The organism is Bacillus cereus group sp. MG16 (assembly GCF_040459875.1).
GTDB lineage: Bacteria > Bacillota > Bacilli > Bacillales > Bacillaceae_G > Bacillus_A > Bacillus_A paranthracis.
This window is the reverse complement of sequence record NZ_JARVHE010000001.1, coordinates 1,587,142-1,601,039: the sequence shown is the minus strand read 5'-3', so window position 1 is coordinate 1,601,039 and position 13,898 is coordinate 1,587,142. Positions and strand designations below refer to the sequence as shown.

Genomic DNA, 13,898 nt, shown 5'->3' with positions numbered 1-13,898 from the left:
TGTTGCCTCCCTTTAATCGAGCTTCTCTCCCTGGAACACACCTGTCCCGTCAAGATACGTACGCAACGACGCATATTGATCATTATGCCAAAACGCTTCTGAATCTACTAGTAACGCCGCATCTTGTCTAGCTGTTTCTAGCGCCCGATAATCATGTACCATATCAGCAACCTTGAATTCTGGTAAACCACTTTGCTTACTCCCAAAGAAATCTCCAGGACCTCGTAATTCTAAATCTTTTTCTGACAATACAAATCCATCATTCGTTTCGGTCATAATACGCATTCGTTCTTTTCCCGTTTCCGATTTTGGATCCGCGATTAATAAACAATACGATTGTTCACTACCACGCCCAACACGTCCTCTTAGCTGATGAAGCTGTGATAAACCGAAACGTTCTGCATCATAAATAACCATTACAGTCGCATTCGGTACGTTCACACCCACCTCAACAACTGTTGTCGACACAAGAATTTGCACTTTATTTTCACTAAATTGCCCCATTATCTCTTCTTTTTCTTGAGATGATAATCTTCCATGCATTAATCCGACTTGACATTTCCCCTGATAATGATGAGTCAGCATACTATGTAAGTCGATTGCATTTTGTACATCAAGTTTCTCAGATTCTTCAATTAGAGGACAAATAACATATGCTTGTCTTCCTTTTTTTATCTCTTTCTCTACAAAACCGAGAACACGATCTAACATGTCATGTTTTGCCCAGTATGTTTCAATTACCTTTCTACCAGCTGGCATCTCATCGATTATAGAAACATCCATCTCTCCAAATGCAGTAATTGCTAACGTACGTGGAATTGGTGTTGCTGTCATAAATAATACATCTGGACTTTCACCTTTCTCACGTAAAACTCGTCGCTGCGCTACACCAAATCGATGTTGTTCATCAGTAATCACGAGACCTAACCTATGAAAAATAACTTCATTTTGAATTAAAGCATGCGTTCCAACAAGGATATCTATTTCTCCTTGTTCTAATTTTGCCAAAATCTCTCGGCGTCTCACACCTTTAACTGAACTTGTTAACAATTCAACCTTCATACCAAAGTGCGAGAACGTCTCTGCGAGCGATTGATAATGTTGTTCTGCTAAAATTTCTGTTGGAACCATTAAAGCACCTTGATAATGCGCTAATTTCGCTGCATAAAGACCAATTGCAGCGACCACCGTTTTACCAGAACCTACATCACCTTGCAGCAGACGATTCATTCGATAAGGAGATGTCATATCTTTCATAATTTCATCTACAACTCGGCGTTGCGCACCAGTTAATGGAAACGGAAGTGCATCGATAAACTCTTGCAATTCTTCTGAAGGAATTTCTTTTTTCGTCCCTTTCGAATTTTCCCTCTCCATTTTTCGTAACGTTTGCATTTTCAACTGAAATAAGAAAAACTCTTCATATACAAACCGGCGACGCGCTTGCTTCAAGTCTTCCTGCCCCGATGGAAAATGCAAAGCCCGAAGTGCTTCATAACGTGGCAGTAATTTATACCGACTTAGCAATCCATCTGGTAACACTTCAACTATAGAGTCTCCATACTCCTTTAACGCTTGTGCAATAAAACGACGCATCTGTTTTACTGTAAGTTTCCCTTTCACTGAGTACACAGGCTCCACTTCTTGTTGACGTACAACCGGTCCAAAATGAAGTTCTGATACCGCAATCGTTTGACGATGCTGGTCCCATTTTCCAGTAATCGTTACCGTTTCATCTAAATTTAACTTCTGCTTATAGTACGGCCTATTAAAACATACAGCTGTAATTAAATAACGACCTACGAGGACACGAACCGTAAGACGCGACTTCTTCTTCCCGTAATATTGCAGTAAAGGAGCACTATGAACTTTTCCCTCAACTGTTACACGTTCATCATGCTTTACTTCTGCAAGATCTTTCATCGCATAGTCTTCATAACGGTACGGAAAATGTTCTAATAGATGAGAAACTGTATAAATTCCCATCTCGTGTAGTAATTCAGATGTTTCTCCTCCGATTCCCTTTACATCCGTAACAGGAACTTGTACAACTTCATTCAAGATTCTCACGCTCCGTCACATTATTTTTTGATTCATTATCCATTAACATGATTGACATCTGTAATCGCTCTCTTTCACCCTATATATTCTATCATAGGCATTCTAAGAGAAACTACTCAAATCCCTCATAAACAACACGAAAGAAAAGAGCCTCACTATTAGCAGCAAGGCTCTTTTTTATCTTCAATATGCTAGCCTTTTGAATAAAAACTAGTAATAAACTTCATATTACTACTTATTATCCATTAGCAAGTAAGTAATCCATTTATTTTCAAAACGAATTTTTTCTTATTCTACAGAGAAGATGAAAGAATACACCGGTTGGTTTCCAGCATGTACTTCTACTTCTGCATCTTCAAAATTCTCTTCTACAAACTCAACTAATTCAGCTACTTCTTCATCAGTTGCATCTTCACCTTGTAGAATCGTTACGATTTCAGAATCTTCATCAATTAGTGCTTCTAGTAATTGCTTCGCAGCTCCTACTTTTTCAGCATTTGTTGATACGATTTTTCCATCTGCGATACACATGAAATCATCTTTTTGAATTGCCACACCATCAATTTCCGTATCACGTACAGCATACGTAATTTGACCTGTTTTCACATGAGATAAAGCTTCTTTCATGTTTTCTTCATTTTCCTCTAGCGTTCCAACTGGATTAAATGCTAACATTGCAGCCATACCTTGAGGAACTGTTTTTGAACGAACTACAATCACTTCTTGATCCACAACTGACGCTGCTTGTTCTGCTGCCATTACGATATTCCCGTTGTTCGGTAAAATAATGATTTTTTCAGCGTTTGCTTCTTCAATCGCCTTCACGATATCCTCAGTACTTGGATTCATCGTTTGGCCACCTTCGATAACTTTCGTCGCGCCAATGCTTTCAAATAAAGTTTTAATACCAGATCCCATAGCTACAGTTACGATACCATATGGTTGTTTCTCTTTAGGCTGGCTAGTTGGCTCAGGCATCATAGCAGGCTCATCTAATAAAGCGGTATGCTGTTCACGCATATTCTCTACTTTAATCTTTATTAAACTACCGTAACGTTGTCCGTAGTTCATAGCGTCTCCAGGATGTTCTGCATGAATATGAACTTTTACAATTTCATCATCAGATACAACTAGTAGTGAATCACCATACACACTAATATCTTCACGGAATTTTTGTTCAGAGAAATTATGTTCTTTCACTTTATCAGCTTCTAATTTCACCATGAACTCCGTACAATATCCATACTTAATATCTTCTGTACTCAATTGGCTTTGTACACTACGGTGATGTTCTGCGCGCACCATTTCATTCATAGATGGTTGGGCAGGTGCATCAGAAGAAATCGTTTCTCCTTTTAAGTCAGCTAAAAACCCTTCGTAAACTACTACAAGACCTTTACCACCGCTATCTACAACGCCAACTTGTTTTAATACAGGTAATAAATCTGGCGTACGATTTAACGATGCATTTGCTTCTTTCACAACGTCTTCCATAAACAAAACAAAGTCGCGCTGTTTTTTCGCAACTGTTACTGCATATTTACCCGTTTCTCTTGCAACCGTTAAAATCGTTCCTTCAATCGGTTTCATAACCGCTTTGTAAGCCGCCTCTACTCCAGCTTCTAAAGCTGCAGCAAAATCAACTGTTGTTAATTCTTCTTTTTGTTCAATGGATTTCGAGAAACCACGGAACAACTGAGATAAAATAACTCCAGAGTTACCACGAGCTCCCATTAATAATCCTTTGGCTAAACTTACGCCGACTTTACCAGCATGTTGTGAAGGATTTGCTTTCACTTCACGTGCGCCTGAAGTCATAGATAAGTTCATGTTTGTACCGGTATCGCCATCTGGAACTGGAAATACGTTTAATGCATCAACAAGCTGAACATTATTCGTTAAATTATTCGCTCCTTGAATGATCATTTGTGATAAACGTTTTCCATCAATTTTTTGAATTGACACAGATTTTCCTCCTTAATGCACATTACAAGTTTATTACTTTAACTCCTTGTACGTAGATGTTTACAGAATCTACTGCTAGTCCTACAGTTTGATCTAATGTATATTTCACTTTCGTCTGCACGTTATGTGCTACTTCTGAAATTTTCGTACCATAGCTCACAATAATATACATATCAATATGTACTTCATCTTCATCTTTACGAACAATAACACCTCTAGTGAAATTTTCTTTTCGTAAAATGTCTGTTAATCCATCTTTTAACTGATTTTTTGATGCCATACCTACGATACCGTAGCAATCTACCGCGGCACCTCCAGCAATTGTTGCAATTACATCTGTACTAATATCAATTTGACCGTACTTCGTTTTAATTTCAATTGACATCTCGTTTTCCCCCTTCATAAATGGTGAAAGTGAGTTAGACTACTTTAGTTACTATCATATAATCTTTTTAAAGAAAATTCCATCGTTCTTTCTTTTTCACTCTCATATTTTATGTTGAAAACTACACTTTTTTATGATGAGCAAAATAGTCCATTGTTATTATACAACATGTATCACTATAATATGTCAAGCAATTTTTCTTGATTTCAACTTTTCTTCATTGACATATAGTGTCAAGTAATTTTTCTTGATTTCTTTTTTCTACAGTGTTGCATTCTCTTTTTAGTTGTGTTAAATTATAGTAGTGTTTTTAGCATCGCATAAAAGACTAACATTGAAAAATTACGTATGGTAAGGTATCAAGGGAGGGAAATATAAATGGCTCGTGTTTGTGCTATTACTGGAAGAAAAGCTCGTTCTGGTAACTCTCGTTCTCACGCAATGAACGCTACAAAACGTAAGTGGGGCGCTAACCTTCAAAAAGTTCGCGTACGCATCGACGGAAAAGTTCAACGTGTTTACGTTTCTGCTAGAGCATTAAAATCTGGCAAAATCGAACGTGTTTAATAATAAAAAAAAGAGCCGCTAGGCTCTTTTTTTACTATACCAATGGAAAAAGCACCGGTAATAGGTGCTTTTTTTAATCTTTTTTGAAGGTATTTAACATGGCACGAACAATTCCACCAAGAAATTTAGGTAACTTAATTGTATAAAATCTCATGGTTTCCCTCCTAATCCCCATTACTCCACTTGGTCACTATATGATGTAAGGAGCAAAATTGTTTCTTTAATCAGTGCTTCTTATCACCATTAATATGCCAGAAGTAAATGAAAAAGTACCTTTTTCCTCAACGAGTTCATTACTAATACAAAGTGTGGATCCCCACTCTATTTTTTTATTCGTTAGAGGATATTTAAAACCAAGTAATGTAATCCCTTCCACTATTTCAGTAACAGGCACAAAAGATACATAAGGGAAATTTTTATTTTCTTCAATTATATGTGTACCCACTCTTTTTACACTTATTTCATTTTGATTGTCTACAATACACATCTCTATTCCTACTTCTAATCCTTTTAAAAGCATTTGTATATTCGCTAAACCGTGATCAAGTCTTCCGCCAGTAGCACCAAAAATACGAATGAGTGCCGGCTTTTGTTCTAACGCCCAGTTAATCGCAATTTCTAAATCTGTTTGATCTTTTTCACGAGGAACAATATGTAAATCATTTGTTTGTTGCCCCATCCATGCTAATTCTTCTTCAGTAACCGAGTCATAATCTCCAAACGCAACAGCAGGAGTAATACCTATTTTCAATAAACGATATACTCCTCTATCAACTGCCGCCCACACTACTTTCTCATTTTCATATGAAGAAAAATCTGCACAATATTCCGCGGGTCCTCCCGCTAAAATATGAATAATCATGTTTCCTTCCCCTTCTATTGTAAAAAGGCAATCTGCCATTCGGTAGATTGCCTTTTTATATATTTTTTCTCTACCCTTTATAAATAGTGAAAACTTACTACACTAGAAGATTCACTGGGATAAAGACTCGTTCATTCATTATCCACGAATGACACGAATTGCTTCACCGCGGTCTTTTTGATTGTATACCGCTGACCCAGCTACAAGTACATTTGCTCCTGCTTCTACACAAAGTCTTGCTGTTTCAGCGTTTACACCACCATCAACTTCAATTTCTACTTCTAGATTGCGCTCTTTAACCATTTCTGCAACTTGTTTAATTTTCGGTAATACAGAATGGATAAATTTCTGCCCACCAAATCCAGGGTTTACTGTCATAAGTAATACCATATCAATATCTTCTAATACATGCTCAATCACTGAAACTGGCGTATGCGGATTTAATACAACTCCTGCTTTAATGCCATGAGATTTAATTAACTGAATTGTACGATGTAAATGAGGGCACGCCTCTACATGAACAGTAATAATATCCGCTCCCGCTTTTGCGAAAGTCGGGATATAGTTATCAGGATTTTCAATCATTAAATGTACATCTAACGGTAACGATGTGATCGGACGAATTGCTTCTACAATTAATGGTCCAATCGTAATATTTGGTACGAAATGTCCATCCATTACATCGACGTGAATGTAATCCGCTCCGCCTTTTTCTACATCTTTAATCTCTTCCCCTAATTTTGAAAAATCTGCTGATAAGATCGATGGTGCAATTTTAATCATAACTAATACCTCGGCTTTCTCTCTCTAATTTCTTCTACAAATTGTTTGTAATTCTTATAACGATATTCTGTAATCTTCCCCTCTTCAACCGCAGCCTTCACAGCACATTTCGGTTCAGAAAGATGTGTACACCCTCTAAATTTACAGTATTGGCTCGCTTCTTTCAACTCTGGAAAACAATATGTAAGATCTTCTACCTCTATATCTATGAAATCGAGTGAACTAAAACCAGGTGTATCTGCAACTAGTCCGCTTCCAATCGCAATTAATTCTACGTGTCTTGTCGTATGTTTCCCGCGTCCTAAATGTGAGGAAATATCATTCGTTTTCAGTTCTAATTCTGGACGTAAGACGTTAAGCATAGAAGATTTTCCAACACCAGATTGCCCCGCAACAACGGAAACACAACCTTCTAAGAACGGTTTTAAAATATCAATACTTTCCGATGTATTTATAGAAGTAAATAATACATCATATCCCATCTCACGATAGTCATTTGCATAAGATTCAACAGTTTCTCTCATTTTTTCATCAACTAAATCCATCTTACTAATGCAAATAATCGGCTTAATGTTATGATATTCAATCAGCACTAAAAATCGATCTAACAGCCCTGGATTAAAATCTGGTTCTACTGCTGAAAAAACAAGAATTGCTTGATCAACATTAGCAATAGGAGGCCTGACAAGTTCATTTTTTCGATCAAATACTTCAAGCACGTATCCTTCACTTGGATTATCAGCCTGAAAAACAACTTGGTCTCCTACCAGTGGTGTAATTTTATTTTTTCTAAACACACCACGCCCGCGACATTGTGTAATCCCTTCTTCATGCTGCACATAATAAAATCCACTTAGAGCTTTTACAATTTTTCCTTCTGGCATATAATTCTCCTTTATTCTGTATAAAGTGAAGCTGTAATTCATATTGAATGGATTATCATTCTTTAAATAAAGATTTCAAAACCAGTCATATATACACATTAATATATTTAATCTACCATCAAATTTAAAATATTATTTATAACAGTATCACTTTTATATCTTTTTGAATCATATATTTTTGCCTGTTATACAGTCCACTATATGTAGACAGCATAACAGGCAGAAGTAATACATTCCATTCTCTTTGGAGATAAAATGGAATTCATTATTATTGAGTTGGGTATGGTACTTCTTTGTCGATAATCGTTACACCATCTCGTACAATTTTATAATGTCCTTTTGTACCTTCTTGAATTACAAATTCTAATGAAATAGTTGCCGACTCTGAAATTGTTCTAGTTTCAATTGGTCTATCCATTTTTTGTTGCATATCTTCTTTATAAATTTCTATCGTTTGCGGTTTTTTCTCACCTATTATAGAAGACTCATACGGAATAGAAATATTATCCACTTTCACTGTTTTCGTTACTTTCGGCTTAGGACCATCTGAAATAACAATCGTCACTTTATCTCCTTCTTTTAACGGCGTTCCCGGTTTTGGAGATTGCGAAATTACAAGTCCTTTATCAACAGTATCGGAATACTCTCGTTTTATATCTGGAGTTAGTTTTCTCTCATTCAGATAACCAGTTACACTATTTTCAGTCCACCTTGAAAAATCACCCGGTCTAATTTGATAAGGACCTTTACTCACCCAGATTTTCAGTTCTTGCTCGGCCTCTACCACCATTTGGTCAGACGTCGGAAATTGCTCTACGATTGCACCTTTTGGCCTATCATCTTCAATATAATATACTGTAACTTGTTTATATTTCTCTTCTAACTCTGTTCTTATACTCTCTAAATCTTTTCCTGTGAAATCAATCATCTTACTTTTCTTTTTCCCACCTGATTGATAGATAGTAATTTTAGAGTTTTCTTTCACGACTCTTCCTGCCACAGGGTCTGTTTTTATAACATCACCGGTTTCAACATCATCTGTATATACAATATTAGGTTCCGTAACCTCAAAACCCTTTTCAACTAATGTATTTACTGCGGTCGTATATTTCATACCAGCCACATCAGGGACTTTTACATCTTTTGGAATAAAGAATCCTGGAATAACAGTAAGGGCTAACGTTATTCCGATCGCTAAAAGTAAAAATGTTATAATTAAAACTTTGAGCCATTTATTACTTCGTTTTTTCTTCTTATTTAAACCCTCATCTTCTTTTCTTGCCTGTTCATCCACTTTACTTCCTTGTAAAACAATTGTTTCATCAGTTACATTTTCGAATAATTGTTCCTGTTGAATAACCGGAATCGCTTTTGTCGCTTCCATATCTTCCGGTATGTAAAATGGCTGCTCATTTATCCTCTCTGGATATAGCGCAGTTTCAATATCTCGTTTCATCGCATTAGCAGATTGATATCGATGAAACGGATCTTTCGCAGTTGCCTTTAATATAATATTTTCGACACTTTGCGGAATACTTTCATTCCATCTTTTTGGAGACGGAATTTCACTTTGTAAATGTTTTAAAGCTATAGCAACAGCAGATTCGCCAGAAAATGGTTGTCTTCCTGTTAACAACTCAAACATAACAATCCCTAGGGAATAAATATCTGATTGTTTATTTGCTATCCCGCCACGTGCTTGTTCTGGTGATAAATAATGCACCGAACCGAGTACTGAATTTGTATGTGTAATTGTTGTTGCACTTGTAGCTGTCGCAATTCCAAAATCTGTTACTTTTATTACTCCATCAGCTCGAATTAAAATATTGTGCGGTTTAATATCGCGGTGCACAATTTCAAAATGATGGGCGTGTGCCATGGCGGATGTTAACTGCTCCATAATATCAAGAGCTTCTCCTATCGGTAACATTCCTTGCTCAATTATGTATTGCTTCAATGTTTGTCCTGGTACATACTCCATTACAAGATAATATATACCATCTTCTTCTCCGACATCATACATATTCACAATATTTGGATGCGACAACGTTGTAACAGACTGCGCTTCTCGATGGAAACGTTTAATAAACTCTTCGTTATTTGAATAGTCGAGTCTTAATATTTTCACCGCTACATCTCGGCCTAGTATATCATCATGAGCTAAATAAACATTGGCCATTCCACCGCCACCAATCATTTTCAGTAGCTTATAACGGTCATTTAAGCGTTTTCCAATCAGCACGTTGCACTTCACCTACTTTCGTTTGTCGAACCCGCATAATCAATGAGAACAAGGGTGATATTATCTTCCCCGCCACGATCATTCGCCAATTGAATGAGACGTTGTCCCTTAGTTTCTAGCTGTTCATTTAACTGTAAAACTTGTTGCATATCAGCAATAGAAACTTTGTTAGATAGTCCATCAGAGCAAAGAAGTAACTGATCATCTTCCTCTAGCACTAATGTTTTCACATCTAATCCGACTTTCTCTTCTGTTCCTAATGCCCTTAACAAAACATTCTTTTTCGGGTGATATTCTGCGTCTTCTTTTGAAATTTCACCATGTCTCACAAGTTCATTAACAAGTGAGTGATCTTCCGTTACAAGCGAGATTTCCCCCTCTGATACCATATAACAACGACTATCTCCTATATGACCTATCGTCACAAAATTTGGTGTACAAATCGCTATTATAAGTGTTGTTCCCATACCATTACATTCTACATGTTGCTTAGAGTATTCATATATACGCTCATTAATAATCCCCACGCTAGTATGTAACCACTCTTCTACTTTTTTTGGCTCGTTCATATTATGCGTTTGCTTCCAATAATCATGGAATAATTGAATGGTCATCGAGCTAGCTACATCACCAGCTCGATGACCTCCCATTCCATCTGCTACTACCGCTAAAATATTTCCATCTAAATTGTGAAAAACTCCTGCACTATCTTCATTATGTTGACGAACTTTTCCTTTATCTGATAGAAACACGGCTTTCATCTCGTCACCTCGTCTCTTCTTTGCGCTCCTTCGCACGCAACTGACCGCAGGCTGCATCAATATCATGACCTTGTTCACGGCGAATCGTTACATTTACTCCACGATCTTTTAACGTTTTTTCAAATAAGAAAATTTGTTCACGTGGCGTACGTACATAATCACGTTCAGGTACGTAGTTTACCGGAATTAAGTTCACATGACATTTTACACCTTTCAAGAGCGCAGCAAGCTCTTCAGCGTGCTCAACTTGGTCATTTTCGCCTCCAAATAGTCCATATTCAAAAGTAATACGACGCCCTGTTCTATTTACATAGTATTTAATAGCTTCCATCAAATCTGGTAGCTTATAAGCACGGTTAATCGGCATTAATTTTGAACGTAATTCTGAGTTTGGAGCATGCAGTGAAATCGCAAAATTAATTTGTAAATCTTCTTCAGCGAACTTATAAATTTTCGGGATGATTCCACTTGTCGAAACTGTCATATGTCTCGCACCAATATGAAGTCCTTTTTCATGATTAACGATGCGTAAGAATCCCATTAAATTATCATAGTTATCAAATGGTTCTCCAATTCCCATAACGACAAGAGAACTTACACGTTCTTCAGATTCATCAAGTGCACGTTGCACTTCTACTACTTGTGCTACAATTTCTCCAGCTTCTAAGTTTCGCTTTAAACCGCCAAGCGTTGAAGCACAGAACGTACACCCAATACGACAACCTACTTGTGTTGTTACACAAATGGAATTTCCATATTCATGTCGCATTAATACCGTTTCAATAGAATATCCATCATATAATTGGAATAAGAATTTAATTGTTCCATCCGAAGACGTTTGTTTTACTAACGTATTTAAAGTAGTAATATCAAAGGAATTCGACAATTTTTCACGCAATCCTTTAGAAAGGTTTGACATATCCTCATAATTTTTTACACGTTTTTTATATAACCAATCAAAAATTTGTCCAGCACGGAACTTTGGTTCTCCTTGCTCCTTTAACCAATCTTGCATTTCATGAAGTTGTAAAGAGTAAATTGATGGTTTTTTCGTTTCTAAATTTTTCTTTTGTTTTCTCACAGTCGTTTCCACGATGCTACACCTTCTTCCTTAAACAAGCAATATAAAAGCCATCTGTTGCAAAATAATGCGGTAAAATTTGTACTTGACCTTCATCAATATACGGACTTAACTTTTCTGGCATACGCTCTTTTATCGTAGTATCCCACTCGAACTCAGGATGCTCTTGTAAAAATCGTTCTATTACTTGTTCATTTTCTATTTTCTCAATTGTACACGTACTATAAACAAGGCGACCACCTTGTTTTAATAACGGTGCGATTTTTTCTAGTATTGCAAGTTGAATCGTCGATAGTCTTTCACTATCGCCTTTATCTTTACCTAACTTAATATCAGGCTTACGTCTAATTACACCAAATCCAGAACATGGGGCATCTACTAATATTTTATCAAACGTTTCATTTGCAAAGTGTTCTTGTACTTTTCTAGCATCTAATGCCTTTGTTTCGACATTTCCTAGACCAAGTCGCTCTGCTTGTTGTTTAATTAAACGTACTTTGTGTGCATGTAAATCAAGGGACATGACTTGACCAGTTCCTTTTAATCGCTCTGCAATATGCGTTGTTTTTCCACCTGGAGCAGCACAACTATCAAGAACTACATCTCCCTCATCTGGTTCTAAGGCACGTGCTACCAGCATAGAACTTTCATCTTGAATAGAAAGAAAACCTTTTTTAAACGCATCTGTGTGCGCTACATTCCCTCTTTCAATTTGAATTGCATCATCTGATAAATCGCCACGCTTCGCTTCTATACCTTCACTAGCTAATAATGTAATTGCTTCTTCTACTGTTATTTTATCAACATTTACACGCGCTGTTGGTACAGGCGGTAACATGTTCACTTCACACATTTTCTCAGCAGTTTCTAAACCATATTCTGAAGCCCATTCTTGGACAAGCCAAACTGGATGACTTGTTGCAGTTGCCAAGCGTTCTACCGGATCTTTGATTTCATCTACAGAAGGTACACCTTCTCTTTGAATCGAACGTAATACACCGTTCACCATACCAGCAATTCCTTTATGCCCACGGCGCTTTGCAATCTCAACGGCTTCATGAATAGCCGCTCTTTCTGGTACTCGGTCTAAATAGATCATTTGATATAACGATAAACGAAGCAATACCCTTACCCATGCCTCAACCTTCTTTTTTAAAAAAGGTTGTAAATAATAATCTAATGTATCACGACGTTGAATTGTTCCATATACAATTTCAGTTAATAAACCAATATCTTTTCTATCAATTGTACTTTTTTCAATTAGATTATTTAAAAGTAAGTTACTGTATGCACCACTTTTTTCTACTTGAATTAAACCATCAAGAGCTAATTCACGAACATTTTGTCTCATGCATTTTCTCCTAACTTCGTTCCAATTTCAGGTTTTGTGCCACGTAAAAATTGCTCACAACTCATACGCTTTTTACCAGAAGGTTGCAATTCTGTAATTTTAACACCCGTTTCATTACCAGTTGCTACAACAAAACCATCTTCTTCGATCGCAACAATCGTACCTGCTTCAGCTGATTTCGTTACAGGTACTTTTTCTCCCCACCATACTTTAACAACTTGTCCTGCTAAAGTTGTATAAGCAACTGGCCATGGATTCAATCCGCGAATGTGATTGTATACTTCTTCACCTGTTTTTGTCCAATCAATTTTCTCTTGCTCACGTTTTATATTATATGCAAACGTTACTTCTTCCTCGTTTTGTTTAATTGGTTCTAACTTACCTTGAATTAGTAAAGGTACTGTTTTAGATAAAAGATGTGCCCCTGCTTCACTTAACTTATCAAATAACGAGCCTGTCGTTTCACGCTCTTCAATTTCCACTTCTACTTGCGTTAAAATATCACCAGCATCCAATTTTTCTACCATATACATAATTGTAATACCTGTTTTTTCTTTCCCTTCCATAATTGCATAATGGATTGGTGCACCACCACGAAGTTCAGGAAGTAAAGAAGCGTGGACGTTAATACATCCATACTTCGGTGCTTCTAAAATTTCATTTGGTACAATTTGACCGAACGCAGCTGTTACAATTAAATCCGGCTCTAATGCCAATACTTTTTCATATTCGTCTTTTTCACGGATTCTTAACGGTTGTAACACTGGAATACCATGTTTTTCTGCTTCCACTTTAACAGGTGTAGGTGTTAATACTTTCTTTCTGCCTACCGGACGATCTGGTTGCGTCACAACACCTATTACATCATAGCCATCTTCAATAAGACGACGAAGCACCGGCACTGAAAAGTCCGGTGTTCCCATAAATACTACTTTTATCATTTAAAAACCGCTCCT

General features: G+C 36.8%; 13 protein-coding genes. 1 reads left to right on the top strand and 12 read right to left on the bottom strand.

The features are described 5' to 3' along the window. Window positions 1–12 precede the first annotated feature (12 nt). The 3 genes from recG to QCI73_RS08420 all read right to left on the bottom strand — a co-directional run bounded on the left by recG (window position 13) and on the right by QCI73_RS08420 (window position 4,411). Window positions 13–2,061: an ATP-dependent DNA helicase RecG gene (gene recG / locus QCI73_RS08430; protein ID WP_353822748.1), complete on the bottom strand. Its 2,049-nt coding sequence runs from the start codon at window positions 2,059–2,061 to the stop codon at window positions 13–15. A gap of 288 nt (window positions 2,062–2,349) precedes the next feature. Further along, window positions 2,350–4,026 (bottom strand): DAK2 domain-containing protein, encoded by a 1,677-nt coding sequence (locus tag QCI73_RS08425; protein ID WP_000027110.1) that lies wholly within the window; start codon window positions 4,024–4,026, stop codon window positions 2,350–2,352. Window positions 4,027–4,048: 22 nt separating this feature from the next. Continuing rightward, a complete protein-coding gene (locus tag QCI73_RS08420; protein WP_000021109.1) occupies window positions 4,049–4,411 on the bottom strand; it encodes an Asp23/Gls24 family envelope stress response protein in 363 nt (120 codons plus the stop codon). Window positions 4,412–4,789: 378 nt separating this feature from the next. Between QCI73_RS08420 and rpmB the strand changes: the two genes are divergently transcribed. Continuing rightward, the gene (rpmB, locus tag QCI73_RS08415; RefSeq protein WP_000124776.1) at window positions 4,790–4,978 is read left to right on the top strand and encodes a 50S ribosomal protein L28; all 189 of its coding nucleotides are present in this window, start codon (window positions 4,790–4,792) and stop codon (window positions 4,976–4,978) included. Between the two features lie 73 nt (window positions 4,979–5,051). Here rpmB and spoVM read toward each other — a convergent pair whose 3' ends face one another. The 9 genes from spoVM to fmt form a co-directional block, all read right to left on the bottom strand. Continuing rightward, window positions 5,052–5,132, bottom strand: a complete 81-nt coding sequence (gene spoVM, locus QCI73_RS08410; protein WP_001213599.1) for a stage V sporulation protein SpoVM — start codon at window positions 5,130–5,132, stop codon at window positions 5,052–5,054. Between the two features lie 66 nt (window positions 5,133–5,198). Further along, window positions 5,199–5,879 carry a thiamine diphosphokinase gene (locus QCI73_RS08405; protein ID WP_327922595.1) on the bottom strand — a complete coding sequence of 227 codons (681 nt, stop codon included), beginning with the start codon at window positions 5,877–5,879 and terminating at the stop codon, window positions 5,199–5,201. A 99-nt stretch (window positions 5,880–5,978) separates the two neighbouring features. Next, window positions 5,979–6,623 (bottom strand): ribulose-phosphate 3-epimerase, encoded by a 645-nt coding sequence (gene rpe / locus QCI73_RS08400; protein WP_000589966.1) that lies wholly within the window; start codon window positions 6,621–6,623, stop codon window positions 5,979–5,981. A gap of 2 nt (window positions 6,624–6,625) precedes the next feature. Continuing rightward, on the bottom strand, window positions 6,626–7,507 hold the full coding sequence (gene rsgA / locus QCI73_RS08395) for a ribosome small subunit-dependent GTPase A (protein WP_001113936.1): 882 nt from the start codon (window positions 7,505–7,507) through the stop codon (window positions 6,626–6,628). Between the two features lie 268 nt (window positions 7,508–7,775). Next, complete coding sequence (prkC, locus tag QCI73_RS08390) at window positions 7,776–9,749, bottom strand: serine/threonine protein kinase PrkC (protein WP_327922593.1); 1,974 nt, start codon at window positions 9,747–9,749, stop codon at window positions 7,776–7,778. A gap of 8 nt (window positions 9,750–9,757) precedes the next feature. Next, window positions 9,758–10,510, bottom strand: coding sequence for a Stp1/IreP family PP2C-type Ser/Thr phosphatase (locus QCI73_RS08385; RefSeq protein WP_000648696.1), 753 nt, complete (start codon window positions 10,508–10,510; stop codon window positions 9,758–9,760). Window positions 10,511–10,514: 4 nt separating this feature from the next. Further along, window positions 10,515–11,603, bottom strand: coding sequence for a dual-specificity RNA methyltransferase RlmN (rlmN, locus tag QCI73_RS08380; RefSeq protein ID WP_353822747.1), 1,089 nt, complete (start codon window positions 11,601–11,603; stop codon window positions 10,515–10,517). A 4-nt stretch (window positions 11,604–11,607) separates the two neighbouring features. Beyond that, complete coding sequence (rsmB, locus tag QCI73_RS08375; RefSeq protein ID WP_001249687.1) at window positions 11,608–12,942, bottom strand: 16S rRNA (cytosine(967)-C(5))-methyltransferase RsmB; 1,335 nt, start codon at window positions 12,940–12,942, stop codon at window positions 11,608–11,610. Further along, the gene (fmt, locus tag QCI73_RS08370) at window positions 12,939–13,883 is read right to left on the bottom strand and encodes a methionyl-tRNA formyltransferase (protein ID WP_000598789.1); all 945 of its coding nucleotides are present in this window, start codon (window positions 13,881–13,883) and stop codon (window positions 12,939–12,941) included. Before fmt ends, rsmB begins: the two co-directional genes overlap by 4 nt. Between the last annotated feature and the right edge of the window lie 15 nt (window positions 13,884–13,898).